Genomic DNA, 26,652 nt, shown 5'->3' on the forward strand with positions numbered 1-26,652 from the left:
CCCCGGCTCGCCGGGGTTTTTTGTCTGTAGCGCTTACAGTCTTAAGCCTTCAGCGCTTCCAGAGCCGCGGTATAGTCCGGCTCGTTGGTGATTTCATTCACCAGCTCGCTGAATACCACTTCATCTTTCTCATCCAGAACCACTACCGCGCGGGCGGTCAGGCCTTTCAGAGCGCCTTCGGCGATGCTCACGCCATAGGCCTGCTGGAACTCAGGGTTGCGCAAGGTGGAAAGGGTAATGACGTTGTTCAAACCTTCTGCGCCGCAGAAACGAGACTGGGCGAATGGCAGGTCGGCAGAGATACACAGTACAACGGTGTTATCCAGCTCGGTTGCCAGTTGGTTGAATTTACGCACGGATGCGGCACAGACGCCGGTGTCGATGCTCGGGAAAATATTCAGCACCTTACGTTTGCCGGCAAACTGGCTCAGCGCAACGTCAGAAAGGTCTTTAGCGACCAAAGAGAACGCTGCTGCTTTGCTGCCTGCCTGCGGGAGCTGACCTGCAACCTTCACCGGGTTGCCCTGGAAATGAACGGTTTGTGACATGTTTGATCTTCCTTTTACATAAAATTAACGCCCGGGACAGTGTATTCCATGAATTCCGTGATGAACATAAAAAACTGATACTCCTGATAAAAGCCCGGGCTCGCTATACTCAGGTGATAAGCCCAAAGGGAGACAATGATGAGAACAGTGAAAGTTTACCAGGAAGCATGGCCGCTCCATACGCCATTTGTTATCTCCAGGGGGACGCGCAGCGAAGCGGTTGTCGTGGTCGTTGAGCTTGAAGAAGACGGAGTAAAAGGCGTTGGCGAATGCACGCCTTACCCCCGCTATGGCGAAAGCGATGCCTCCGTGCTGGCGCAAATTACCACCGTTTTAGCCGAGCTTGAACGCGGGATGACGCGTGCCGGACTACAAGAGGCTTTACCGCCCGGAGCCGCCCGCAACGCTATCGACAGCGCGCTTTGGGATCTCGAGGCTCGACAGAAACACACAACAATCTCCGGCCTGGCCGCGATTGAGCTGCCGGAAATGATTACCACCGCGCAAACCGTCACTATTGCCGCTCCCGAACAGATGGCGGCATCCGCAGCGCTTTTGTGGGAAAAGGGCGCTCGCTTGCTAAAGGTGAAGCTGGACGACCGGCTGATTACCGAGCGAATGGTCGCTATAAGAGCGGCGGTGCCTGAGGCCATTTTAATTGTTGATGCCAATGAGTCCTGGCGCGGTGACGGGCTAGCCGCTCGCTGCCAACTGCTTGCCGACCTTAACGTCGCGATGCTGGAGCAGCCGCTGCCTGCGGGGCAGGACGAGGCGCTGGCAAACTTTATCCATCCGCTGCCGGTATGCGCCGACGAAAGCTGCCACACCCGCAGCAGCCTGGCAACCCTTGCGGGGCGCTATGAAATGGTGAATATCAAACTGGATAAAACCGGCGGCCTGACAGAAGCGCTCCTGCTGGCTAAATCGGCGCGTGAACAGGGGTTTGACGTGATGCTCGGCTGTATGCTTTGCACTTCACGCGCGATAGCCGCCGCCTTGCCGCTGGCGGCTAAAGTTCGCTTTGCCGACCTGGATGGCCCGACCTGGCTTGCCGTTGACGTCGAGCCGGGGTTGAATTTTGTAACCGGCAAGCTTTATCCGTAGCTATTTACGCCAGTGAAGCAGGCCGATCATCGCCTGGAGATAGCGCTCGCTGGCCTCATCCGCTGAAATTGGTGGGAACTCTGCGGTAATACAGGGCAGGCTTAAATCCGCACACCAACTGCCAAATGAACCCGGCGTTTCGTAACCCACGCTGGTGACCAGCGGCAGGGTGAAAGCCTCAGACAGCCAATGACCGAGAGCAGAGCTGTGCGGATCCTCAATACAGCCCAGAGGATCGTGGAAAGAGACAATCCATGCGGGCTGTAGCCGGTGAATTAATTGGCACAGGGCGGCGGTTTCAGGCTCGGAACCGGGCGTTTTGCCGGTTGAAAGCACTACATCCCGCAGTTCTGCACTGCTGTTCCAGCGGTAGACCGTTTCGCCTGCCTTCCAATTTGCAGAAGGGAAATTACGATTAAGATCGACGCCGTGAGCGTTGGCGCGCAGCCCCAGCTGGCAGCCGTCCGGGTTAACGGCGAGAATCACATGATGGCGGCGAAACTGCGGCTCAAGCGTACGCAGCGCGCAGGAAAGTGCAACCATCGCAGCGTTTTCGTCGCCGTGCGTACCGGCAATAATCAGCCCACTGGGCTCGTCGGTAACGGCGGCAGGAAACCAGAGCAGCGGGGCGCCTAAAGCGGATTTTCCGTAGCGTTCACAGCCCGGGGGCAGATGTCCACGCTGGGGACGAGGGCGGGTCGTGGGCATGATGTTCCTCTGCTAAACAGGAAGGTTTTAACATTATTAATAGCAATGTTTTCAGCAAAACTCACCTTAAACCATAGATGTGAGCATCTTCCTGGCAACAGAATAATAAATTGCGCTACAGTAACTTACATTAATCTCCTGATTGCAAAAACACGGAAGGATAACGATGAAAAAAAGCGTCAGTTTAAGCTATTGTGCGGTGGCCGTTGCCTGCATGCTGCAAAGCGCGTGGGCGGCGGACGTTCCGGCCGGAACCCAGTTAGCTGCCCATCAGGAGCTGGTCAGGCATATTAAAGACGAACCCGCGAGCCTTGATCCGATAAAAGCGGTCGGTTTGCCTGAAATCCAGGTTATACGTGACCTTTTTGAAGGTTTGGTTAACCAGAATGAAAAGGGAGAGCTGGTGCCGGGCGTTGCCACCAAATGGCAGAGCAACGATAACCGCATCTGGACCTTTACGCTGCGGGACAACGCGCGCTGGTCCGACGGGACGCCGGTGACGGCGCAGGACTTCGTCTACAGCTGGCAGCGCCTGGTTGACCCGAAAAATACATCTTCATTTGCCTGGTTCGCTACGCTGGCGGGCATCACCAATTCACAGGCAATTATCGACGGTAAAATGCCTGCGGATAAGCTCGGGGTTACTGCCGTTGATGCTAAAACGTTGCGCGTCCAGCTTGATAAACCGGTACCGTTTTTCCCGAGCCTGACGGCCAACTTTGCTTTCTACCCAACGCCAAAAGCGGCGGTTGAGAAATTTGGCGGGGAGTGGACTAAGCCCGGAAATCTGGTGGGTAATGGCGCGTTCACGTTGCAGGACCGGGTGGTCAACGAGAAGCTGGTGGTTGTACCGAACAAAAACTACTGGGATAACGGCAAAACGGTGCTGACCAAAGTCACCTTCATTCCGATTAACCAGGAGTCGGCGGCCACTAAACGCTACCAGGCCGGGGATATCGATATCACCGAATCCTTCCCGAAAAACCTCTACCAGAAGCTACTGAAGGATATTCCGGGCCAGGTTTACACGCCGCCGCAGCTTGGCACTTATTACTATGCTTTTAACACCCAAAAAGGGCCGACGGCTGATTCGCGCGTTCGCCTGGCGCTGAGCATGACAATCGACCGCCGCCTGATGGCGGAAAAAGTATTGGGAACCGGTGAAAAACCGGCGTGGCGCTTTACCCCGGACGTGACCGCCGGATTTACCCCCGAGCCTTCACCGTTTGAAACCATGAGCCAGCAGGAGCTGAACGCCCAGGCGAAGATGCTGCTGCGCGCGGCGGGCTACGGCGAGTCCAGACCTTTGAAGCTGACGCTGCTGTACAACACTTCTGAAAACCACCAGAAGATCGCCATCGCCGTCGCCTCAATGTGGAAGAAAAACCTCGGTGTAGACGTGAAGCTGCAAAACCAGGAGTGGAAAACCTATATCGACAGCCGCAATACCGGCAACTTCGACGTGATCCGCGCTTCGTGGGTGGGTGACTACAACGAACCTTCTACTTTCCTCTCGCTGCTCACGGCCACCCACAGCGGTAATATTTCGCGCTTTAACTCCCCGGCTTATGACAAACTTCTGGCTCAGGCTGCTCTGGAAACCACCGATAAAGCGCGTAATAGAGACTATAACGAAGCGGAAAAAATCATTCAGGAAAAAGCCCCGATCGCGCCAATTTATCAGTACACCAATGGCCGCCTGATCAAGCCTTGGCTGAAAGGCTATCCGATAGATAACCCTGAAGATGTCGCCTATAGCCGGACGATGTACATTATTAAGCACTAGTCCCGGCTAAAATTTGCACACTGAAAGTGTTATAATCCTCTCATCAGGTTAGCGATTGCGGAGGTGAGAATATGGCATCAGGTTGGGCCAGCGACGACGCCGTTCAGGAGCAAATCGACAGCACCATAGACGATGCTGTAGCCAGAGCGCGCAGCGAACTGCCAAAGGGAGAAAGCCTTGCACACTGCGAAGAGTGCGGGGAGAGCATCCCGGAGGCAAGGCGAAAAGCGATTCAGGGCGTGCGGTTGTGCGTTAAATGCCAGCAGGTGGAAGACGCCCACCGGGCAACGTTTTCAGGCTATAACCGCCGCGGCTCTAAAGACAGCCAGCTACGCTAATTAAACCGGGCACCCGCCCGGTTTTTTCTGCCCGAAACAATACTCCGCTTAAGCTTTGTTTACTCTTTTTCCTGCGAATTCAGAACGTTTGACCCGCGCTATCTGTTGCCTTAGCTCCAGAGATGGCTAGACTGTCAGAAAGAACAGACTCAGTTTGAGGATTGCGCAGTGGATGTAATTAAAGGCAGCGAGCTGCATGTACCGGACGCGGTTTTCGCCTGGCAACTTGATGGTAAAGGCGGCGTCAAGCCGCTTGATAATAATGAGATTATCGACAGCGAGCACCCCTGCTGGCTGCATCTGAATTATACCAATGCCGATAGCGCCGACTGGCTGGCCAATACGCCGCTGCTGCCTAATTATGTTCGCGATGCGCTGGCGGGCGAGAGTATGCGCCCGCGCGTATCAAGAGTGGGTGACGGCACGCTGATTACGCTGCGCTGTATAAACGGCAGCACGGATGAGCGCCCGGACCAGCTGGTTGCCGTGCGTCTGTACATCGACGAGCGCCTGATTGTTTCCACCCGCCGCCGCCAGGTTCTGGCGCTTGACGACGTGGTTAACGATCTCAATGAAGGCACAGGACCAACGGACTGTGGAAGCTGGCTGGTGGATGCCTGTGACGCTCTGACCGACCACGCCAGCGAATTTATCGAGCAGATGCACGACAAAATCATCGATCTTGAAGATAACCTGCTTGATCAGCAGGTTCCGCCTCGCGGCACGCTGGCTCTGCTGCGTAAACAGCTGATTGTGATGCGCCGCTACATGTCGCCCCAGCGTGACGTTTATGCCCGGCTTTCCAGCGAACGCCTGAGCTGGATGAGCGACGATCAGCGCCGCCGCATGCAGGATATTGCCGACAGGCTGGGCAGGGGGCTTGATGAGATTGATTCCTGCATCGCACGTACCGGGGTAATGACGGACGAAATATCCCAGGTGATGCAGGAGTCGATGAACCGCAGGACTTACACCATGTCGCTGATGGCGATGGTCTTTTTGCCAAGCACCTTTTTAACCGGGCTGTTTGGGGTCAACCTCGGGGGCATTCCCGGCGGCGGCTGGGCATTTGGCTTCAGCCTGTTCTGCATAATGTTGGTAGTTCTTATCGGCGGTGTTGCCTGGTGGTTGCATCGCAGTAAATGGTTATAAATTTGCGCGATTTTAGCGAGGAAATGGCCTGGAAACGGCGCTGTTATTGAGCGAAATCAAGAAACAAAAAGCGCCACAAAGGCAAACTCTCTCTCGCAGGTGAATGCAACGTCAAGCGATGGGCGTTGCGCTCCATATTGTCTTACTTCCTTTTTTAGAATTACTGCATAGCACAATTGATTCGTACGATGCCGACTTTATGAGTCGGCTTTTTTTTGCCTGCGATTTGTCGGCTATGCTTTAAAGGGTGATTCACTGACCCAGGAGATGACGATGCTGTATCGCAACAGCCTGACAATGAGCGACCCGGCGTTCCCGAACGAACCCATCCCGGTACCCGACCCCATTCCCAGACCTCAGCCGCTACCCGACCCGCCGACCGAACCCGATCCGCATCCGATAATCGACCCGCCTGCGCATCACTGAAGTTTTCCCTCTCCGGGCGGAGAGGGAATGAAAGGTTATTTGATTTCCAGAATATCCAGGCGTTGCAGAGAGGTTTCTGCGCCGTCTTCTTCCGGCTGCCAGCCAACGGGCTGCATCGGCAGCTCTTCGCGGTCGAACGCCAGATCGCCGCCGTTAACCACTTCAGAACCGTGAGTGATACCAACGAAGTCGAATAGCTCTGTATCGCACAGGTGCGATGGCACCACGTTTTGCATAGCGCTGAACATGGTTTCGATTCGACCCGGATAGCGCTTATCCCAGTCACGCAGCATATCGGCAATAACCTGACGCTGCAGGTTTGGCTGCGAGCCGCAGAGATTGCATGGAATAATCGGATATTCACGCGCGATAGCAAAACGCTCGATATCTTTCTCGCGGCAGTAGGCCAGCGGGCGAATAACGATGTGTTTGCCGTCGTCGCTCATCAGCTTCGGCGGCATGCCTTTCATTTTTCCGCCGTAGAACATGTTCAGGAACAGCGTTTGCAGAATGTCATCGCGATGGTGGCCGAGGGCGATTTTGGTGCAGCCCAGCTCGGTTGCCGTGCGGTACAGAATACCCCGGCGCAGGCGCGAGCAAAGTGAGCAGGTGGTCTTGCCTTCAGGGATCTTCTCTTTAACGATGCCGTAGGTGTTCTCTTCGACAATTTTGTACTCAACGCCGATGCTTTCCAGATACTGCGGCAGAACGTGCTCAGGGAAGCCCGGTTGTTTCTGGTCGAGGTTCACCGCTACCAGGCTAAAGCTGATAGGCGCGCTCTTTTGCAGACTGGTGAGGATCTCCAGCATGGTATAGCTGTCTTTGCCGCCGGAAAGGCAGACCATAATGCGGTCGCCGTCTTCAATCATGTTGTAATCGGCAATCGCTTCGCCCACGTTGCGGCGCAGGCGTTTCTGTAACTTGTTCAGGTTGTACTGTTCTTTCTTTGTAGCTTGCTGATTTTCTTGCATTATTTACTGTCTCTGAAACCAAAAGGGGCATGTAAGGGGCAAAGTTTTTTCAAAGTGCCAGCCTGCCGTTAAGCATATTCACCCGATCACCGCTCAGTTCTTCAATCCACGTAGCGTAGACCTCATAAACCATTTGCGCGTTTTCATGCCCCATTTGATTCGCAATAAAAGAGGGGTTCGCACCGGCCGATAACAGCCAGCATGCGTAAGTGTGGCGTGTATGGTACGGATTACGGCGGCGAATTCCAGCACGTTTTACAGCGGCGTTCCACCTGGCGCCGATACTGGTGACAGAATAATAAGGTTTTTGCTCTCCTTTACGCATTCGCGGCATAAAAACGAAGTGCAAAAACTGTGTTTCGGTGCGGCCGTACTCCCGGTGATGAAATATTATTTTGGTTTTTGGGTGCAGAGCCGTCAACTCACGCTGCGCCTTCAGGGCTTCCAGCGTGACCTACGCGTCCTCGGCGTGGATGCTGCGACAAGTTCCAGACTTACTGACGCCGCTAAACGGGATTATTTCCAGCTCAGGGAGCTAATTGAAACCAGCAACAAGCGGGGCCGCAGGAGTACATAGGCAGTAGTGTTTACAGTAAATTTTAAACGTTAATTTTTTTCATATAGCCAACCCAATCAGAAAAACTCAACGAGCTAAGCTGATAATTTTCGACATTATGATCTTCAGTTATAGGCAACCGACACTTGTAGATAACAGTGATTTCATTGTCGTTACCATTGCAAGTAGGGAGATACCCTATAACGATATTTTTCCTACTCATAAAAGGATGGTTAAAGAGCAGGTTTGTGGCTTCACTTTTACGATCTTAAACCGGCATATAGCCATTGAAACCGGAATGAAAAACCGTTGCCACTTTGGTGTCGGAAAATAATGAACGTTAATGATCGAGTAGCCATTCTGTAGAGCTAGTCGCTGTAGTATCGCCAGTCTCTTTGAGTCAATAAGGTGGCTCTTCATCGATACGCTGGCATAACTTTTGTTTTTCATATTTTTCAATGCATTAATAAATGATGTTGTGAGTTTATGAACACCTTTTTTATTTCTTGGTGTGCCAAAAATGGCCATATGCAGAGTTACGTCTTTTTTTCTTTTATCAACATAGAGAAACCTTCCTGCGATTCCATGTGTGAATAAAACACGCAAAATTAACGCAACTAGCACTAGAAATAGCGCCGTAAGCAACCAGTCCATTTAACACCCACATCATAAATAAAATTAATAAGGTTACTATCGGCAAGCTCTTCATAAACTTGAACTGAGAATAACCACTGAATTCATCCGCCCGGCAGGTTATCGAGACCGTCTATTGGGCGCTGCACCATACTGAAGTGCCGAATCATCTACAAAATTGAATATGGGCCTGGATATTTCTTGCTCTGGTGCTTTGTATCTAATTGATGAGGCGCCGATCTTCGATGCGACGTGATACGATTTTTGAGTACACTATCCATTGTGGATGAGCAAAAAAACTGCCGTTTGAGTGCCGTTGCAATGAAAATATCGACAAATCGGGGGCTTGTATTTTAATTTAATTGAGTTGGCTCTTGTTTTTTTATTATAAATTTGAAATGTATATTCTAAGTTTAATAATACATCCTGTTTGATGTATTGGTTTTCATTAATATATTGTTGATATTTCATTTGTAGTGGCTTATATATGTAGATGTTATCTATTGCTGTTAAATAAAGGAGAGTAAAAGTGAATAGCACTGATGTGAATGTTAGATATGAAGTTATAGGGAAGTGGCCTGATATTGGTTTGCAGAAACCACTGTCAGTTACATTTGACTCTAAGCTCTACCATATATCCAGCCCGGTTTTTGAACAAACCCCTGGTCAGTTTTCTTACAACTATATGGTATTGAGGGAGCCAGAAACATCCACTATAACATATGGTTATGGTGATAACGCAGAAAGGATTGATGTTGAGTTTAAGGCTAAAGGAGACGAAAGGTCTTTTGTTTATATTCTACAATGTACAGATAAATACTTGGGGAGTACACAAACCGGAAGTGTAAGGATTTTCCCTGTTTAATATATTGCAGATTCTCAATGCAATGCTGTTCATATAGTTGTCAGATGTTTTTTTCTATAATAATATTGTCTTGCCGGGTGAATTCTTCACAACACATATATTTAATATGTGCCTTGCCTATTTGCACATCTGACACCGAACACTTATAAAAACTCAAAAGAGCCAGGCCGTTAGTAACGACCTGGCCTCCGGCGCAAAAATACCCTGACTGCGCTATGAGGATTAGCGCCCGGTCAATATTTGCCACAAAAACTCTTCAACCATTGCCTGGTGAAAAGCCCGTTGGCTATTCTCCGGCGCGCTGCCGTGGCCCGCTTCAGTTTCCTCGTACAGCCAGACATCCTCGTGACCCTGCTGCTGCATACGCGCCACCATTTTGCGTGCATGCGCCGGGCTTACGCGGTCGTCCTGCGTACCAGTGGTAAATAGCGTCGGCGGGTACTGTTTTTCGGCACTAACTTTGTCAAACGGAGAGTAATTCAGCAGCCACTGACGCTCTTCGGCGATCTCCGGGTCGCCATACTCGGCAATCCACGAAGCGCCCGCCAGCCAGCGATGATAGTTGAGCATGTCCAGCAGCGGGACTTCGCACACCAGAGCACCAAACAGCTCGGGATAGTCGGTCAGCATATTGCCAATCAACAGTCCGCCGTTGCTGCCGCCCTGAGCCGCCAGCCTTGCCGGGCTAGTGACTTTACGAGCGATTAAATCATCAGCAACGGCCGCAAAATCTTCATAGGCTCGGTGGCGATGTTGCTTTAAGGCGGCCTGGTGCCAGGCTGGCCCGTATTCACCGCCGCCACGAATATTGGCGACAACGTAAACGCCGCCTTTTTGCAGCCAGGTAGCGCCTTTGGGGCCTAAATAATCGGGCGTTAATGAAACCTCGAACCCGCCATAGCCGTAGAGCAGCGTTGGGTTATCGCCTGAAAGTGCCAGATCTTTGGCCGCTATCTGAAAATAGGGGATGCGCGCGCCGTCCGGCGACAGGGTAAAGTGCTGGGTGACGTCAAATTCACGTCCCTCAAAACAGGCCGGGTCTTGTTTTACAAGGGCAAGCGAGTCGTCGTCCAGATCCCCATAACTGAGGCTGTAAGGTTGAAGGAAACCGTGGCTTACCAGCAGGTAGCGGTTGCTTTCGCGATCAATACCGCCGGCCGAAACGTTAGTAAAATCAGGCAGAGCCAGGATCTTCAAGCTTTGCGGCTGACCACCCTCAATTTTCATGATTTCGACTTTTTCTACCGCATCCTGAGTGAGGTTAAGCAGGAGATAATCGCGGGTCGTGCTGAAGCCCAGCAGGCTGGTTCGGGAGTTTGGCGTGAACAGAGTAATGAATTCACGCCCGCCACGCTGGAAGGTCGCGAAATCAATAGCCAGTAAAGATCCGGCGGGCCAGGTTTTATCCTGAATAAGCCAGTCGGAGTTCAGCGTTACCAGCAGCCAGTCTTTAAAGAACCGACATGAAGCATCATCCGGGATGTCGATTAGCGCCAGTTCGTTCTGGCCGCTCAGTAGCCAGGTCTTACCGTGGTAAAAATCCTGGCGACAGTACACCAGGTCTCTTTCAAAGCCTGGCGTAGCGTCGTGCCAGGCTGAAACCATCATATCCGTTGCTTCACCGGCGTAAATCAGCCCGGCCTGCTGCGGTGAGGTTCCCCGAATCCAGCGGTAAACGCAGCGTGGATAGCCTGATGTAGTGAGCGTGTCGCCGCCTGCGTCCAGCGCCAGCAGCAGCATATTTTCATCAAGCCAGCTTACCGAGCTTTTACTTTCCGGCAGATAGAAACCGTCGTGGATAAAGACTTTATTCACCAGATCGAATTCACGAATCTCGCAGGCATCTCCGCCGCTTGATAAGAAGATCAGCGCCCGCGAATAATCCGGGAAGAGCAGGTCTGCGCCGTGGTAGCTCCAGTTTTTGCCTTCCTCATCATTCAGGCGGTCGATATCCAGTACCGTTTCCCATTCCGGGTTTGGCGTCCGGTACGAGGTTTCTGTGGTGCGTCGCCAGATGCCGCGAGGGTGTTCGTCATCCTGCCTGAAGTTGTAGACCATCTCGCGGTAATGACTCCCCCACGGGATATTCGTTTTGTCGTCCAGCGCCTGCAAAATAGCGTGCTGCATTTTCTCGAAACGCTCACCGCAGGCGAATCTTTCCGTCGTGCGTTGATTCTGTTTTGCCACCCAGCTTAGCGCTGCCTCGTCGTGCGGCGCTTCCAGCTTGCTGAGTAAATCCTCAATCTCTGACTGTTTCATCACGAGTCCTTTTGTAGAGTACCTGTTCCGCAGTTGAACATATCATTATGTTTATTTTCAGTACACCTGAGGGCTTTTGTGGTTTTGCTCCAGTAGCAAGGCAGCTTTTGCTAACAGATCGGGTAGCTTGACAGCCGCTGATAACCAGCGTTTCATGCGCGCTTAACGCAAGGATATAACAAGGAATAGATATGGGATTTTGGGCAAGTTATTTGCAGGGATGGAAAAAAGGACTCGTTTTTAATGGGCGAGCAACAAGGAAAGAGTTCTGGGCGTTTGTTGGCATCAATTATGCGGTGTTGCTGTTAACGCCAGTGGTTATCGGCATCCGCGCGGGCCTGGCTCAGCAGGAGCCGCCGATGTTTTATATCGGCCTGATTTACGCTGTGATGTCGCTTGTGCTGCTGCTTCCGACGCTGGCTGTTGGGATCAGGAGAATGCATGATATTGGTCGCACCGGCTGGTGGTTTGGGATTGCGTATCTGTTACCGCTGTTAAACCGGCTGCTTAGCGTGATTGCCATCAACTACGCATCGCCGTCTGCCTATGTGTACATTAATCTGACGCTGAGCGTTGTTTTATTCTGGGCGCCGGTGATCCTTGTCATCACGCTATGCTGTTTTAAATCTAAAAATATTCCTGACTAACGGGCTATCCCGTTATCCATAAAGTCTCAGGGAGCCGGGCCGATACTAACGGTCTGGTCTTCCCCGCAAGATGCCCCGGCTGTGTGAGATAGTAACATCGCGGAACTTTTTTTTGCCCGCCCTGTCAATATCACCGCGAGACCTACTGGAGAGTGTTACGAAGTGAAAGGATTTTTGACGGCATTGATACTTATCGCCAGCTTTTTGATCGGCTGCGCAATGTATTACAAAGTAGGCTGCTGGTTTGAGGATGACATTCTCAGCCTCTACGCGGGAGATGAGTGGTAGTAAGGGCAGGGTAATAATACGGCGCATTATTACCCCGGCGATTAGCCTTTAAACACTGAGAATTTTTTAGTCACCGGCTTCAGTTTTTCCGTCTCGCCGTACAGGGCGATGGCCACGAAGTCCAGCCCGGCAAAGGGCGCTTCAAGCGTATCTTTAATCTGCTGTTCAGAGGAGTGGGACAGCATAGTCGTGGTGAAGAAGTTATACAGCACGCCTTCCTCTTTGCATTTTTCAAGCGCGGTAGCCAGCTGGCTGCTGTTTTTGGACTGCAACACCACAACCGGATAGTGGTTCATATAGGCGCTTAAGCCGCTATCCTGGTTGAGGTAATCATGAAATTTCGGCTCTTCGGCTTTTAGCATAATCCCGCCGCAAAGGTGGCCAACGGCATTCATCTGCACGCTAATCTCGGCGTTACGGTTGACGATAACGTAAAGCTTATAGTCATTATCCTCGAACATTCTGATTCCTTATCTTTTACCGGGAAATACCTTGTTGATTTAGCTTAAGGCGCAAAGCACAGCATAATAATCATTTCTTTAGCCGAATTTCTGTTTGGGATCAATCTTTAAACCTTTATTGCCGCCAGACCCGCAGAAGCAGAAGAAAGGGCCATTTTTATTGATTTGTCCGTTAAAGCAGCAAAATCGATAAACTGACGCCTGAAGCCCGCGAATCTGCTAGCATACGCGCCTGCCCGTTATTATTAAGAGATGACCATTGTGACCGCTTTTTCCGCACTGAACGCTTTACCTGAAGCACAACTCGCCAACCTTAGCGAACTGGGGTATCACGAAATGACGCCCGTTCAGGCCGCGGCTTTGCCCGCTATTCTTGCCGGAAAAGACGTCCGCGCTCAGGCAAAAACCGGCAGCGGTAAAACCGCAGCTTTTGGCCTCGGCCTGTTGCAGCACATCGACGCCAGCCAGTTCTTAACCCAGTCGCTGGTGCTGTGCCCAACGCGTGAACTGGCCGACCAGGTCGCTAAAGAGCTGCGCCGCCTGGCTCGCTATATGCCGAATATTAAAATTCTGACGCTGTGCGGCGGCCAGCCGTTTGGCGTCCAGCGTGACTCCCTGCAACACGCCCCGCATATTATTGTGGCAACGCCCGGCCGCCTGCTGGATCACCTCAAAAAAGAGACAGTCCGCCTGGATGCTCTGCAAACGCTGGTGCTGGATGAAGCTGACCGCATGCTGGATATGGGCTTTGCCGATGCTATCGATGAAGTTATCGCCCATGCGCCTGAAAAGCGCCAGACATTGCTCTTCTCCGCAACATGGCCAACCGCGATTGCGGCCATCAGCCGTCGCGTGCAGCGTGACCCGCTGACCATTGAAATTGACACCGTGGACGAACTTCCTGCCGTTGAGCAGCAGTTCTATGAAGTTTCCCGCGGCGGTAAAGTTGGCCTGCTGTTGGCGCTGCTGAGCAAGCACCAGCCTGCTTCCTGCGTGGTGTTCTGTAATACCAAAAAAGATTGCCAGTCCGTGTGCGATGCGCTGAATGAGCGTAACCAAAGCGCGCTTGCGCTGCATGGCGATATGGAACAGCGCGACCGTGACCAGACGCTGGTACGTTTTGCTAACGGCAGCAGCCGCGTGCTGGTGGCTACCGACGTTGCCGCCCGTGGCCTCGATATCAAAGCGCTTGAAATGGTGATTAACTACGAACTCTCCTGGGACCCGGAAGTTCACGTTCACCGCATCGGTCGTACAGCGCGTGCCGGTCAGAGCGGGCTGGCTATCAGTTTCTGCGCGCCGGAAGAAGCCCAGCGTGCAGGCGTGCTTGCCGAAATGCTCAACCTGTCCCTGAACTGGCAGCAGGTGCCGTCCGGCGTTTCGGTTAAACCTCTTGAAGCCGAAATGGCGACCCTGTGCATCGACGGTGGTAAAAAAGCCAAAATGCGTCCGGGTGATATTCTGGGGGCATTAACCGGGGAAATGGGGCTGGAAGGGGCGGATATCGGTAAAATCGACGTGCATCCTGTTCATGTCTACGTGGCGGTGCGCCAGTCCGTGGCGCGTCACGCGTGGAAGCAGCTCCAGCAGGGCAAAATCAAGGGTAAATCCGTGAAGGTTCGCCTGCTGAAGTAAATCAGTTTTCCCCTCACCCCACGGGGGTGAGGGGCATTCCCCAATTACTCGCTAACTTTCTCCGCTTTGCCCGCCAACTGCGCCAGGAAATCATAACGCTTCTGCAAATCAGCTGCGGCATCCTTCCATAGCTGTTCGGCAACTTCCGGCTGCTGTGCGTTCAGGCGGCGGAAACGCTGCTCTTTCATCAACGTATCTGCCAGCGCGTCCGACGGCGGACGAGAGTCCAGCGCCAGTGGCAGTTTGCCTTCATCTGCACGGCGCGGGTCGAAGCGGTACAGCGGCCAGAAGCCGGTCGCCGTGAGCTGGCGCATCTGATCGTGGCTCAGGGCCAGATCGTAGCCGTGCTCTTCGCAAGGGCTGTAGGCGATGATCAGCGACGGGCCAGGGTAAGCTTCCGCTTCCTGAATCGCTTTTATCGTCTGGTTCAGCTGTGCGCCCAGGGAAATCTGTGCGACGTAGACATGGCCGTACATCATCATGCTGACGCCCAAATCTTTACGCGCTTTGCGTTTGCCGTGTTCGCCAAACTTGGTTACTGCCCCAAGCGGCGTGGCTTTAGAGGCCTGGCCGCCGGTGTTGGAATAACATTGAGTATCCAGCACCAGAATGTTGACGTTCTCGGTCAGGCTCAGCACATGGTCAAGACCGCCAAAGCCGATGTCGTAGGCCCAGCCGTCGCCGCCAATCAACCAGATGGATTTATCCACCAGCGCATCGGCGTCGGTCACCAGCTGACGAGCATCCGCATCGTCAACATTAGCCAGGTGTTTACGCAGCTCGGCAACCTGCTCGCGGCGAACTTCCGGCGTTGCCTCAGCGTGCAGCTGCTCGTTCAGCTCTGCCGGTAGTTTGTCGGCAAATTGGCCCAGCAGGCGCATTACGCGGGCGCGGTGCTGGTCCACGGTCAGGCGGAAACCAAGCCCGAACTCGGCGTTATCTTCAAACAGCGAGTTAGCCCAGGCCGGGCCACGGCCATTGGCGTCCGTAGTGTACGGCGTAGACGGCAGGTTGCCCCCGTAAATAGACGAACAGCCGGTGGCATTAGCGATAAGCATGCGGTCGCCGTACAGCTGGGTGAGGATCTTGATATAAGGCGTTTCGCCGCAGCCGGAGCAGGCGCCGGAGTATTCAAACAGCGGCGTCAGCAGCTGAGAAGTACGAATATCGATGCGCTCCAGGCTGGAACGGTCGATTTCCGGAAGGTTGAGGAAGAAGTCATAATTCTTTTTCTCTTCTTCAACGTGCTCAAGGCGGGACAGCATATTGATGGCCTTGATTTCCGGGTTCTGGCGATCTTTAGCCGGGCAGACTTCCACGCACAGGTTACAGCCGGTGCAATCTTCCGGCGCAACCTGCAACACATATTTCTGGCCTCGCATATCGCGGGATTTTACATCCAGAGACTGTAGGGCTTCCGGCGCGTTTTCCATCGCGTCGGGCTGAACCACCTTGGCGCGGATGGCCGAATGCGGGCAGGCGGCAACGCAGTGGTTACACTGGGTACAAAGATCCGGTTTCCAGATTGGGATCTCTTCCGCAATATTGCGTTTCTCCCACTGGGTGGTGCCCATCGGCCAGGTGCCATCCGGCGGCAGAGCAGAAACCGGCAGGGCGTCGCCCAGGCCGGCCAGCATGGCAGCGGTGACGGTTTTAACAAAATCAGGTGCGGCGTCGGAAACCACAGGAGGGCGCATTGCGCTGTCCGGGTTAACGGCCTGCAGCGGTACTTCGGCGAGGGAGTCGCGCGCCAGCGCCAGCGCCTGCCAGTTACGTTCGACTATTTCCGTGCCTTTGCTGCTGTAGCTTTTGGCAATCGCGCCCTGCAATTCGGCAAGTGCGGTATCGCCCGGCAGGATCTGCGTCAGGTGGAAGAAGGCCATTTGCATAACGGTATTGATGCGCGCGCCCAGATGGCATTCACGGGCGATTTTCGCCGCGTTAATCACGTATAAACGCGCCTGCTTCTGGTTAAGCACCGCCTGCACTTCCTGCGGCAGACGGCTCCAGACTTCATCGGCGCTGTACGGCGTGTTAAGCAGGAAAATGCCGCCGGGCTTCAGGCGCTCCGCCATTTGATACTTGTCGATAAATTGCAGCTGGTGGCAGCCGACGAAATCCGCTTTCTCAATCAGGTAAGTGGAATTTATCGGCTGCTCGCTTACGCGCAGGTGTGAAACCGTCAGGCCTCCGGCTTTTTTGGAGTCGTAAACGAAATAGCCCTGGGTAAACCACGGCGTCGAGTTGCCGATAATCTTGATGTTGTTTTTGGTGGCCGAAACGCTGCCGTCGCTGCCGAGGCCGTAGAACAGGGCTTCAAGCTTAGCGCGGTTGGGCAGGGTGTTTTGCCCTAACGGCAGCGACAGGTTTGTAACGTCGTCATAAATACCGACGGTGAAACGAGGGCGAGGTTCGTCTTCGCTCAGTTCGTTAAAGACGGCGAGCACGCATTCCGGGCCGAACTCTTTAGATGACAGGCCATAGCGGCCACCAATCACGCGAGGCAATGTTTCGCGGTCGCCGCGGCTGACGGACTCGGCCAGGGCTGTCATCACGTCGAGATAAAGCGGCTCGGCCAGCGCTCCCGGCTCTTTAGTGCGATCCAGAACGGCTACCCGGCGGGCGGTTTGCGGCAGCAGTTCCAGCAAATGCCCGGCTGAGAATGGGCGGAACAGGCGGACCTTCAGCACGCCCACTTTCTCGCCGCGAGTCAGCAACTCATCCACGACTTCTTCGCAAGTCCCTACCGCGGAACCCATAACGATAATCACACGCTCGGCTTCGGGGTGCCCGTAATATTCAAACGGACGATAGCTGCGCCCGGTGGTAGAGGCAAAATCGTTCATCGCCTGCTCAACGTGGGCGTAAACGGCGTTGTACCACGGGTTCGTGGCCTCGCGGGACTGGAAGTAAGTGTCCGGGTTTGCCGAGGTCCCACGGATAACCGGGTGCTCAGGGTTCAGAGCGCGGGCGCGGTGCTCATCGATCTCTTTTTGCGGCAGCAGGCTGCGGATAGTGTCGTCCGCCAGCGGCACGATTTTGTTGATTTCGTGCGAGGTGCGGAAACCGTCAAAAAAGTGAATAAACGGGACGCGGCTCTTCAGGGTGGCAATATGCGAAATCAGCGCGAAGTCCTGTGCCTCCTGCACGCTGCTGGCGCAGAGCATGGCGCAGCCGGTCTGGCGCACGGCCATCACGTCGGAATGATCGCCAAAAATCGACAGCGCGTGGGTGGCTACGGTGCGGGCGGCAACGTGCAGCACAAACGGGGTCAGCTGACCGGCCAGTTTGTACAGCGTTGGGATCATCAGCAGCAAACCCTGAGATGATGTAAACGAAGTTGAAAGGGCACCCGTTTGCAGCGCGCCGTGGACGGCGCCAATCGCGCCCGCTTCGGACTGCATTTCTACCACGCGAGGCGTGTCGCCCCAGACGTTTTTCCTGCCGTCACCGGACCAGGCATCGGCCTGCTCGGCCATCGTCGAACTGGGGGTGATAGGGTAGATGGCAATAACTTCGCTGGCACGAAACGCCACGGAGGCGACTGCACCGTTGCCGTCGATAGTGATCATAAGACACCTTTACATTGCGCAAAATAAAGGGACCCGCCTGCTAACCCCGAGTCCCGTAATAATTAATCCCTCAATTATAGTACGTCCACCTGGCCCCTTGAAGTTGTTCGGGCCAGGAGTGCACAAATTGATCCATCGTTAACGACTGCGTTACCCGGCGCAATAGTTCGTGAATATCTTATGGTTATTAAGAATTTGGCCGACGGGAAAAGTGCGGTGAGGATAGGGGCTTACCCTACAAGGAGACGGCATGAATAGCGGATCGTTAACACAGATGGCGTTTGAACTACCGGATATCTGGAAGTCGCAGGTGCTGGGGAAAATCGGCGGCGCCAACATTAAGCTTATCAAAATGGGTGGGGAAGGCATTCCGGTTGAGTCCCATGCCGGGTTTGATGAGCTTCTGGTGGTGATTGAAGGCGAGATGGATCTCCAGGTCGGGAGAGAAACCATCAGGCTTAAATCCGGGGATTTTTATCTTATTCCGGCCGGAGCTGAACACCGCGTTTTGCCCGGTAGTCACGGCACGTTATTGCTGGTTGACCGGGAGTGATGGCGTGCTTGATTTAGCGAGATAAAAAGGCGGGGCGCTAAGAAAACTCTGATGTTTTGTTTTAAAAGGTGATCGACACCACAAAAAGCAACACATTTTATTGCTTTATGCCCTCGACGCAGCGGTAACCATGCGCCATTATGCAAAGGTTTTGCATATTCAGCCAGGAGAGAGAAGCCATGCGCGCTGCGTTTTTAGCCGGTTGTGCCGCACTATTATTATCAGCTTGCAGTAATGAACCCCCGCAACAGGCCACTGCGGCCCACGTTCCACCGGGCCTGAGGGCAGCGATGTCGAGCCAGGGCGAAGCGAATTGTGCGATGATCGGCGGGACGATGAGCGTTGCGCGTCAGCTGGACGGCAGTGCGATGGGCATGTGTGCCATGCCAAACGGCAAGCGTTGTAATGAGAACTCGCTCGCCGCCGGCACTTGTGGCAGCTACTGATTAGTTAACCAGATCGGCCAGTTTGTACGTCAGCGTATGTTGGCCGCTTTTCAGCACCAGTTGCTGATTTTCCAGCGTAACTTTTGCTCCGGCAGTGAGCATGTCGTTGATGCGGTGATCCAGGTCGTTAAGCTGCGGCTCTACGCACAGCATCATGGTCATCCCCAGACCCTTCGCCTTCAGCGTGTCGCCCTCAAGCGTTGCCTGACCCATAAAGCGGTTACACATCGCGCCTGAAATATGCATGTTCTCACCAAAGCTCAGCTCGGGTGCGCGCTTGCTGTTTTTCACATCCAGAGGCTTGCCGTCAACGCTTTGCAGCACAAAACGGTGGTGCTGCAAGTCCTGCGCGGTTACGGAGCCTTTATCGGCTGATTGGGCACAGCCCGCCAGAACAACGCTTGCCAGCATAAGTGAAGCAAACTTTTTCATCTCTTCTCCCTAAGGTTTATGTGTCATCAATGAAAGGGCGCCACTTTCGCAGGATGTGGCGCATGAAGCAGTAAGGATAATCTTAAAAAGCCCTCTCCGGCGTGAAGAGGGCGGCAAATCAGTTCAGCTGGTTCGGGCAGGCTTCGCCTTTTTCAAGCTGGCGTAGGTTCTCGAGCGTGGTTTCGGAGATGCTGGTTAACGCCTCCGCGGTTAAAAACGCCTGATGTCCGGTAAACAGCACGTTGTGGCAGGCGGAGAGGCGGCGGAAAATGTCGTCCTGAATTACGTCGTTGGACTTATCTTCAAAGAACAGATCGCGTTCATTTTCGTAAACGTCCATCCCCAGCGCGCCAATTTTCTGATGCTTGAGCGCGTCGATGGCCGCCTGGGAATCAATCAGGCCGCCGCGGCTGGTGTTGATGATCATCACGCCGTTTTTCATCTGGTCGAAGGCGCTCTGGTTCAGCAGGTGATAGTTTTCCGGCGTCAGCGGGCAGTGCAGGGAAATAATGTCTGACTGGGCGAACAGCGTTTCCAGGTCAACATATTCCACGCCTAGATCCAGAGCCGCCGCGCTTGGATACGGATCGAACGCCAGCAGGCGCAGGCCAAACCCTTTCAGAATTCTTAGCGCCGCAACGCCGATTTTGCCGGTGCCGATGACGCCAGCGGTTTTGCCGTGCATGGTAAAACCGGTCAGCCCTTCGAGCGAGAAGTTGGCATCGCGGGTGCGCTGGTAGGCACGGTGAATGCGACGGTTAAGGCACATCATCATGCCCACGGCGTGTTCGGCGACGGCTTCAGGCGAATAAGCAGGTACGCGGACTACCGGCATGCCGAGCTCTTTTGCCGCTTCCAAATCCACGTTATTAAAACCGGCGCAGCGCAGAGCGATAAATTTAACACCGTGTTTTTTTAGCTCTTCGAGCACCGGGCGACTACCATCATCATTAACGAAGATGCAGACTCCGTCGCAGCCGTTGGCGTTTTTGGCCGTCTTCTCGCTCAGCAGGAAGTCAAAAAATTCAAGATCAAAGCCATACTCCTGGTTAACCTGCTCCAGATACTTTTTGTCGTACTGTTTTGTGCTATAAACCGCAAGTTTCATAAGACTTATCTCCAGAAAGGGTTGGTTCCAAAATTACCATGCTTAAAATAATCATACAATTTCTTAAAAGAAATTTTAACGCCGGGTGACTATTACACTTTCCGGGCAAGCTAAGCTTAATGCAGTCGCCGCCTTCACGTCCGGCCATAATCGTGCCAGAATAATGACATATTTCGGCTTAAATTGTCGCTGAATCAGGATATTAACCACCCATGAAGGGTAAATACAAAGCCGCCCTTGCGCTGCTGCTGGCGCTGATTTTACTGCCGCTTTCGCTGCTGCTGACGCTCGCTCACTGGCTGCCGACGCTTGCCGGTATCTGGCTGCCGCAGGGAACGCGCATCGCGATGGAAGCCAGCCCGCGCCTGCATAACGGCGCTATTGTTATTCCCGATCTCCGTTATCTGGCGGGTGAGTGCGAACTTGCCAATCTCAGGGATGCCACCCTCAGCCACCCAAGCCGCTGGCGCCTGCAGGTTGCGGAACTGAATCTGAACCCGGACTGTATCGGCAAAATCCCGCAGGATGATGCCTCGTCCGCCGCGCCGCGTACCCTTGAAGAATGGCAGAAAATGCTGCCCAATACCTGGTTGACTATCGATAAGCTCAACGTGACTCCGTGGCAGCAGTATTCAGGGGCGCTGCGCCTTTCGCTGACGCCGGAGCAACAGCACCTGGATTACCAGGGCAAGCTGCTTACCGTTGCCGCGACCCTTAAAGGACAGAGCCTGAGGATAGGCGAGCTGAAGGTTGGCGCATTCGAAGGTCTTCCACCGCTGGAGCTGGTGGGCGAGTTAACCCTGCCTCTGGTTCCCGACGGCCTGCCGACCGATGGCCAGGTTGCGACTCAGGTACAAATTCCGCAGGAGCCGGACAAGCTTGACGTGATGCTGAACTGGCATGCCAGCTCGGGTACGTTAGCGGTCAAAAAAGCCGCCTCAGACGAGATGTTGCTTTCAGTTCCGTGGAGTCTTAGCGAGAAAATGCTGGAGATTAACGGCGGCGAGTGGAACTGGCCCTACGCCGGTTTCCCTCTGCGCGGCGGCCTGGCGCTGAAGGTGGAAGACTGGCAGCAGGGGCTGGATAACGCTGTTTTCACCGGGCGAATGAACGTGGTGACCCAGGGCGAAGCCGGGAAGGGTAACGCCGTGCTGAACATCGGGCCGGGCAAGCTCAGCATGACCGACAGCACCTTACCGTTTCAGTTAACCGGCGAGGCCAAACAGGATCAGCTGATTTTTTACGCAGTGCTGCCCGGCGAGCTGACCGGGGCGCTTACCGACCCGGCTTTACTGTTCCGCCCCGGCGCGCTGCTGCGTTCACGCGGGCGGCTGATTGAAACCCTGAATATAGATGATGTGCGCTGGCCGCTGGCCGGCGTGCGCGTCTCGGGTAAAGGCGTGGATGGTCGCCTGCAGGCAATACTGCGCGCTCACGATAACGAAATGGGCTCCGTTGAACTGCATCTTGACGGCAAAGCTAACGACTTCCTGCCGGACGCCGGGCTGTGGCAGTGGCGCTACTGGGGCAAGGGCAGTTTCACGCCGATGCAGGCTAAGTGGGACGTCAGGGGCCTTGGCGAATGGCGCGACAGCGCAATAGAGCTGAGTTCGCTCTCAACCGGATTCGACAAACTGGAATACGGCTCGATGCTGATAGCCAAGCCGCGCCTGGTGCTGGAAAAACCGCTGCGCTGGGAGCGTAACGATAAAAAAGAAACCTTTAGCGGCGACTTCTCGCTGGATGCCGGGGCAGCCACCTTCAGCGGCGGCAGCGCCTTGCCCCCTTCAACGCTCAAGTTTAGCGTCAGCGGCCAAAATCCGACTTCCTTCCTGTACAAAGGCGATCTCCATGCGGGTGCTATTGGCCCGGTGCGGGTGGTGGGGCGCTGGGATGGCGAGCGCCTGCGCGGTAATGCATGGTGGCCAAAGCAGGTGCTGACCGTGTTCCAGCCCCTGCTCCCGCCGGACTGGAAAATGGATTTGAAGGGCGGCGCGCTCTACGCTCAGGTTGCTTTCTCGGCCGCCGCCGGGCAGGGCTTTGAGGCCGGCGGCCACGGCGTGGTAAAAAACGGCAGCGTCTGGATGCCGGATAACCAAATCAACGGCGTAGACTTTGTATTGCCGTTCCGCTTCAGCGACTCCACCTGGCATCTTGGCACCCGTGGGCCGGTCACTCTGCGCATCGCAGAAGTGCGCAACCAGATTGCGACGCAAAATATTACTGCCGATCTCGAAGGCTGGTATCCGTGGAGTGAACGTCGGCCTCTGCTGCTAAGCAACGTGAATGCCGATGTGCTGGGCGGCAAGATATCCATGCAGCAATTGCGTATGCCGCAGCATGATGCGGCGCTGCTGCGCCTGCAAAATCTCTCCTCGAGCGAACTCATCAGCGCGATTAGCCCGAAACAGTTCACCATGTCCGGGCGCTTCAACGGTGCGCTGCCGCTGTGGCTTAACCATCCGCAGTGGATAATCAAAGACGGCTGGCTGACAAACCCCGGGCCGATGACCTTCCGCATGGATAAGGATATGGCCGACGCCATCGTCGATAATAATATGGCTGCGGGGGCGGCAATTAACTGGCTGCGCTATATGGAAATTTCCCGCTCCTGGACACAAATCAGTCTTGATAATCTCGGCATAGTGAAAATGCGCTCCAGCGTGACCGGCATCAGCCACGTCGAGGGGAAAACAAATACCGTCAATCTCAACTATACCCATCAGGAAAACCTGTTTACCCTGTGGCGCAGCCTGCGCTTTGGCGATAATTTACAAACCTGGCTGGAAGAGAATGCCGCGCTACCGTCAGCGCGCTGTACCCAACCCGGCGAAGCCTGTGAGGACAGACAATGAAAATATTAACCGCCGCGCTGCTGGCACCCTGCGCCATGATGCTGGCGGGCTGCACGCCGCGAATCGAGGTAGCGGCGCCGAAAGAGCCAATAACCATCAATATGAATGTCAAAATTGAGCATGAGATCCATATCAAAGTGGATAAAGATGTCGAAAGCCTGCTCAAAAGCCGCAGCGATCTGTTCTGATGAGGGGAACGGGGATGAAATCTATTCTTAAAGGGGCGCTGGCGCTGGCCTTGTTGTTCAGCGCGTCGGCAATGGCTCTGACATTGAATGAAGCTCGTGAACAGGGGCGGGTCGGCGAAACGCTAAGCGGCTATATTGCGCCGATAAAACAGGACCAGGAAACCCTGGCGCTGGTAAAAAGCATCAATGATGCCCGCGCCCAGCATTACCAGCAGCTGGCGGACACCAATAATATTTCGATCAACGAAGTGGCGCGGCTTGCCGGGCAGAAACTGGTCGATCGTGCGCCGGCCGGTGAGTATGTGCGTGGTCTGAACGGCCAGTGGATGAAGAAGTAGTTTTGGTATTTTACTCTCACCCCCGGCCTTCTTTCAGGAAGGCTCAGGGTGAGAGGGCTCTTTTCAGGCGGCCTGAAAACGCTTCCGATATTCCCCCGGCGAAAGCCCAAACCTTCCTTTAAAAGCCGTTGAAAAATGGCTGTGATCGGCAAATCCCCAGCTGTAAGCAATCCCCGCGAGTTTCTCGCTTTGCCCGGCGGTGCGCAGCGCCTGGGCGCACAGGTCAAGGCGGCGATTTTTAATATATTGAGCGACTACCAGCCCTTTATCTGCGAACAAGCGGTAGAGGCTGCGTACCGACATGCCGGATTCGCTGGCAATCCATTCCGGGCGCAGCGTTTCGGACTGAATATGCTCATCAATCAGCGACATGACTTTTTGCAGATGGCGGTCGCGCCTGGAGTGAGGAAGGCTGCGGTTGATAAGCGCAGGGGTAAGCAGGCAGGTAATCGCTTCCAGCATAGCTTCGCTCTCACTATTGCTAAGAGAGTTGCTCCCCATGCTTTCGCGCAGCAGGCTATGGCTAAGCCGCACCATCGGTAATTCCGCCGCCAGCCTTTGCGCGCAGGGAATTTCACCGAAACGCAGGTTCTGTTCAAGCAGGTGGCGGGGCAGCAGCAGAGAGACCTGTTTTGCGCCGCTGGTATAAGTAAAACGACTGTGCTGAGAGGCGTCGATAAGCGTGATGTCGCCGCCTCGTAGCACGGCCTGGCTTTCGCCTTGCTCCATTACGGCCTCTCCAGCCAGCTGGAATACGGTGTAAAACCAGGCGTCGTTGCTTTGTGAAACCTCGCGCCGGGTTCTCACCAGGCTGGCCTGGCTTATCTCCACGACGCTAAGCTTCATGGCATGCATCTGCTGCTCGCTCAGGCTGCCGTGAAATTCACTTTTCAGCGCCGCACCGGCAAAGCGCCCGCATGCACGATTAACCTGATCCAGCCATTTTTCGAATCGCTCGTTGTATTGCTCTTGTGCCATACATCCCCACCTTTCGTCGCCCGACGCCAATAACTATAGGTAAACGTGATTCAAAAAAAGCAGCATGATTTGTATTTGTGTAGCGTGTCACAGCCAGCAAAGCGAATGTCAGCCGCAGCAAACCCGGAATTCAACATAACGCCTAGAATGAAGAGGTGCTACCCGATAATGACTTTGATAAGGAGATGCTATGTCTGAGCAAGAAACGGTAAGCGTGCTGGGCAATGTGCGCCAGTTTCTTCAGCGTTCTCATGGGCTTTACATTGATGGCCGCTGGCAGGAGTCCGACAGCGCCTCCCGGCTGGCGGTTTACAACCCGGCGGACGGGCAACAAATATCCAGCAGCGCTGATGCCAGCGCAGAGGATGTCGATCGCGCGGTAACCTCCGCCTGGCGCGCATTCAGCAGCGGCGTTTGGGCAAATATGCTGCCCGCCGGGCGGGAAAGGATCTTACTGCGTTTTGCCGATTTGCTTGAGCAGAATACGGAAGAGCTGGCGCAGCTGGAAACTCTGGAGCAGGGTAAGTCGATCAATATTTCCCGCGCTTTTGAAGTGGGATGCACTTTGAACTGGATGCGTTACACCGCAGGCCTGACCACTAAAATTAGCGGCCAGACGCTGGATGTATCGATCCCGATGCCGGAAGGGGCGCGTTACCAGGCCTGGACACGCAAAGAACCAATTGGCGTGGTAGCCGGTATCGTGCCGTGGAACTTTCCGCTGTTGATAGGTATGTGGAAAGTCATGCCCGCACTCGCCGCCGGCTGTTCCATAGTGGTGAAACCCTCAGAGACAACGCCGCTGACGTTGCTTCGCATGGCGGAACTGGCGAGCGAGGCGGGCGTGCCGGATGGCGTGTTTAATGTAGTAACCGGCAGCGGAGCAGGCTGCGGCAAAGCGCTGACCGAACATCCTCTTGTGGCTAAGGTTAGCTTTACCGGCTCGACGGCCACCGGAAAAGGCATTGCCAGAGCGGCGGCTGACCGTCTGACCAGGGTCACACTGGAGCTGGGCGGTAAAAACCCGGCCATCGTGCTGAAAGACGCCGACCCGGCAATGGTTATTGACGGCCTGATGGCCGGAAGCTTCCTGAACCAGGGGCAGGTATGCGCCGCCAGCTCGCGAATTTATATTGAAGCGCCGCTGTTTGATACTTTGGTTAGCGGTTTTGAGCAGGCGGTGAAATCGTTACAGGTTGGTGCGGGCCTGGATCCTCGGGCGCACATTAACCCGCTGGTTTCTAAAGCTCAGCAGCAGAAAGTAGCGGGCTATCTGGCGGATGCGCAACAGCAGCGAGCTGAAATTATCAGCGGTAACTCGGGGCCGCAGGGCGACGGTTTTTACATTGCGCCTACGCTGGTCGTGAATCCTTCCGCCAGCCTGAAACTCACTCGTGAAGAAGTCTTTGGCCCGGTAGTCAATCTTGTTCGGGTGGCGGATGCACAAGAGGCTTTACGCCAGGCCAACGATAGCGAATACGGCCTGACTGCCAGCCTCTGGACCAATAATTTGCAGGCCGCAATGCAGTATACCGGGCGTATCCAGGCCGGAACGGTGTGGGTTAACAGCCACACGCTGATAGATGCCAACATGCCGTTTGGCGGAATGAAGCAGTCCGGAACCGGGCGTGATTTTGGCCCGGACTGGCTGGACGCCTATACCGAAACTAAAACGGTATGCGTGCGCTACTAAATAGCGACACATTTTGGGTCTTATCACGACCCGTTATTATTTGTCGCTGCTAGTGTTGAACTCCCTCGCTTGCGGGGGAGGCTGTTAACCAGTCTTGACCATTAGTCTAATA

Annotated in this window: 23 protein-coding genes and 1 pseudogene; 13 read left to right on the forward strand and 11 right to left on the reverse strand. The window is 54.3% G+C overall.

From position 1 onward, the window contains the following. Window positions 1-41: 41 nt before the first annotated feature. Window positions 42-548, reverse strand: coding sequence for a thiol peroxidase (tpx, locus tag ACG1VR_RS10875; protein ID WP_016536654.1), 507 nt, complete (start codon window positions 546-548; stop codon window positions 42-44). A gap of 138 nt (window positions 549-686) precedes the next feature. On the opposite strand from tpx, the gene ycjG reads away from it, so the two are divergent. Next, on the forward strand, window positions 687-1,652 hold the full coding sequence (gene ycjG / locus ACG1VR_RS10880; protein ID WP_395491092.1) for an L-Ala-D/L-Glu epimerase: 966 nt from the start codon (window positions 687-689) through the stop codon (window positions 1,650-1,652). On the opposite strand, the gene mpaA is transcribed toward ycjG, so the two are convergent. Beyond that, complete coding sequence (mpaA, locus tag ACG1VR_RS10885) at window positions 1,653-2,360, reverse strand: murein tripeptide amidase MpaA (protein ID WP_395490918.1); 708 nt, start codon at window positions 2,358-2,360, stop codon at window positions 1,653-1,655. A gap of 166 nt (window positions 2,361-2,526) precedes the next feature. Here mpaA and ACG1VR_RS10890 point away from each other — a divergent pair, with 166 nt between their 5' ends. The 3 genes from ACG1VR_RS10890 (at window position 2,527) to zntB (ending at window position 5,636) form a co-directional block, all read left to right on the forward strand. Beyond that, window positions 2,527-4,146: an ABC transporter substrate-binding protein gene (locus ACG1VR_RS10890; RefSeq protein WP_016536651.1), complete on the forward strand. Its 1,620-nt coding sequence runs from the start codon at window positions 2,527-2,529 to the stop codon at window positions 4,144-4,146. A gap of 71 nt (window positions 4,147-4,217) precedes the next feature. After that, window positions 4,218-4,484 carry a DksA/TraR family C4-type zinc finger protein gene (locus ACG1VR_RS10895; protein WP_016536650.1) on the forward strand — a complete coding sequence of 89 codons (267 nt, stop codon included), beginning with the start codon at window positions 4,218-4,220 and terminating at the stop codon, window positions 4,482-4,484. A gap of 168 nt (window positions 4,485-4,652) precedes the next feature. Next, window positions 4,653-5,636 carry a zinc transporter ZntB gene (zntB, locus tag ACG1VR_RS10900; RefSeq protein WP_016536649.1) on the forward strand — a complete coding sequence of 328 codons (984 nt, stop codon included), beginning with the start codon at window positions 4,653-4,655 and terminating at the stop codon, window positions 5,634-5,636. Window positions 5,637-6,097: 461 nt separating this feature from the next. Here the strand turns inward: zntB and ttcA are convergent, their stop codons facing one another. From ttcA to ACG1VR_RS10915, 3 genes and pseudogenes are all read right to left on the reverse strand, one after another. After that, on the reverse strand, window positions 6,098-7,033 hold the full coding sequence (gene ttcA / locus ACG1VR_RS10905; RefSeq protein WP_016536646.1) for a tRNA 2-thiocytidine(32) synthetase TtcA: 936 nt from the start codon (window positions 7,031-7,033) through the stop codon (window positions 6,098-6,100). Window positions 7,034-7,082: 49 nt separating this feature from the next. Then, window positions 7,083-7,481, reverse strand: a pseudogene (locus ACG1VR_RS10910) (tyrosine-type recombinase/integrase); the annotation flags it as partial. 327 nt (window positions 7,482-7,808) lie between these two features. Then, complete coding sequence (locus ACG1VR_RS10915) at window positions 7,809-8,243, reverse strand: hypothetical protein (protein WP_395490919.1); 435 nt, start codon at window positions 8,241-8,243, stop codon at window positions 7,809-7,811. A gap of 508 nt (window positions 8,244-8,751) precedes the next feature. On the opposite strand from ACG1VR_RS10915, the gene ACG1VR_RS10920 reads away from it, so the two are divergent. Next, the gene (locus tag ACG1VR_RS10920; RefSeq protein ID WP_395490920.1) at window positions 8,752-9,087 is read left to right on the forward strand and encodes a hypothetical protein; all 336 of its coding nucleotides are present in this window, start codon (window positions 8,752-8,754) and stop codon (window positions 9,085-9,087) included. Window positions 9,088-9,309: 222 nt separating this feature from the next. Here the strand turns inward: ACG1VR_RS10920 and ACG1VR_RS10925 are convergent, their stop codons facing one another. Continuing rightward, window positions 9,310-11,346, reverse strand: a complete 2,037-nt coding sequence (locus ACG1VR_RS10925; RefSeq protein ID WP_395490921.1) for a prolyl oligopeptidase family protein — start codon at window positions 11,344-11,346, stop codon at window positions 9,310-9,312. A gap of 191 nt (window positions 11,347-11,537) precedes the next feature. Between ACG1VR_RS10925 and ACG1VR_RS10930 the strand changes: the two genes are divergently transcribed. Then, window positions 11,538-11,993: a DUF805 domain-containing protein gene (locus ACG1VR_RS10930; protein WP_016536635.1), complete on the forward strand. Its 456-nt coding sequence runs from the start codon at window positions 11,538-11,540 to the stop codon at window positions 11,991-11,993. Between the two features lie 329 nt (window positions 11,994-12,322). Here ACG1VR_RS10930 and ACG1VR_RS10935 read toward each other — a convergent pair whose 3' ends face one another. Continuing rightward, window positions 12,323-12,742, reverse strand: coding sequence for a DUF2000 family protein (locus ACG1VR_RS10935; RefSeq protein WP_016536633.1), 420 nt, complete (start codon window positions 12,740-12,742; stop codon window positions 12,323-12,325). Window positions 12,743-13,003: 261 nt separating this feature from the next. Between ACG1VR_RS10935 and dbpA the strand changes: the two genes are divergently transcribed. Then, a complete protein-coding gene (dbpA, locus tag ACG1VR_RS10940; protein WP_395490922.1) occupies window positions 13,004-14,377 on the forward strand; it encodes an ATP-dependent RNA helicase DbpA in 1,374 nt (457 codons plus the stop codon). Between the two features lie 44 nt (window positions 14,378-14,421). Here dbpA and nifJ read toward each other — a convergent pair whose 3' ends face one another. Continuing rightward, a complete protein-coding gene (gene nifJ, locus ACG1VR_RS10945) occupies window positions 14,422-17,949 on the reverse strand; it encodes a pyruvate:ferredoxin (flavodoxin) oxidoreductase (protein WP_395490923.1) in 3,528 nt (1,175 codons plus the stop codon). A 250-nt stretch (window positions 17,950-18,199) separates the two neighbouring features. Between nifJ and ACG1VR_RS10950 the strand changes: the two genes are divergently transcribed. Together ACG1VR_RS10950 and ACG1VR_RS10955 are read left to right on the forward strand one after the other, a co-directional pair. Beyond that, window positions 18,200-18,502, forward strand: a complete 303-nt coding sequence (locus ACG1VR_RS10950; protein WP_254065315.1) for a cupin domain-containing protein — start codon at window positions 18,200-18,202, stop codon at window positions 18,500-18,502. Window positions 18,503-18,681: 179 nt separating this feature from the next. Beyond that, window positions 18,682-18,948, forward strand: coding sequence for a DUF333 domain-containing protein (locus tag ACG1VR_RS10955; protein WP_039898277.1), 267 nt, complete (start codon window positions 18,682-18,684; stop codon window positions 18,946-18,948). Here ACG1VR_RS10955 and hslJ read toward each other — a convergent pair whose 3' ends face one another. Further along, a complete protein-coding gene (gene hslJ / locus ACG1VR_RS10960; protein ID WP_016536627.1) occupies window positions 18,949-19,380 on the reverse strand; it encodes a heat shock protein HslJ in 432 nt (143 codons plus the stop codon). Window positions 19,381-19,498: 118 nt separating this feature from the next. Next, window positions 19,499-20,488 (reverse strand): 2-hydroxyacid dehydrogenase, encoded by a 990-nt coding sequence (locus ACG1VR_RS10965; RefSeq protein WP_016536626.1) that lies wholly within the window; start codon window positions 20,486-20,488, stop codon window positions 19,499-19,501. A 212-nt stretch (window positions 20,489-20,700) separates the two neighbouring features. Between ACG1VR_RS10965 and ACG1VR_RS10970 the strand changes: the two genes are divergently transcribed. The 3 genes from ACG1VR_RS10970 to ACG1VR_RS10980 are packed head-to-tail and all read left to right on the forward strand — an operon-like array spanning window position 20,701 to window position 23,869. After that, the gene (locus tag ACG1VR_RS10970) at window positions 20,701-23,343 is read left to right on the forward strand and encodes a YdbH family protein (RefSeq protein ID WP_395490924.1); all 2,643 of its coding nucleotides are present in this window, start codon (window positions 20,701-20,703) and stop codon (window positions 23,341-23,343) included. Further along, on the forward strand, window positions 23,340-23,531 hold the full coding sequence (locus ACG1VR_RS10975) for a YnbE family lipoprotein (RefSeq protein WP_016536623.1): 192 nt from the start codon (window positions 23,340-23,342) through the stop codon (window positions 23,529-23,531). The genes ACG1VR_RS10970 and ACG1VR_RS10975 overlap by 4 nt, the downstream gene beginning before the upstream one ends. 14 nt (window positions 23,532-23,545) lie before the next feature. Beyond that, on the forward strand, window positions 23,546-23,869 hold the full coding sequence (locus ACG1VR_RS10980; protein WP_279046236.1) for a YdbL family protein: 324 nt from the start codon (window positions 23,546-23,548) through the stop codon (window positions 23,867-23,869). Window positions 23,870-23,932: 63 nt separating this feature from the next. Here the strand turns inward: ACG1VR_RS10980 and feaR are convergent, their stop codons facing one another. Further along, entirely contained in the window at window positions 23,933-24,847 is a 915-nt protein-coding gene (gene feaR, locus ACG1VR_RS10985; protein WP_395490925.1) for a transcriptional regulator FeaR, read from the reverse strand. Between the two features lie 190 nt (window positions 24,848-25,037). Here feaR and ACG1VR_RS10990 point away from each other — a divergent pair, with 190 nt between their 5' ends. After that, on the forward strand, window positions 25,038-26,540 hold the full coding sequence (locus tag ACG1VR_RS10990; protein ID WP_395490926.1) for an aldehyde dehydrogenase family protein: 1,503 nt from the start codon (window positions 25,038-25,040) through the stop codon (window positions 26,538-26,540). Window positions 26,541-26,652: the final 112 nt, after the last annotated feature.

This window comes from Cedecea davisae (assembly GCF_044095835.1).
GTDB classification, from domain to species: domain Bacteria; phylum Pseudomonadota; class Gammaproteobacteria; order Enterobacterales; family Enterobacteriaceae; genus Cedecea; species Cedecea davisae.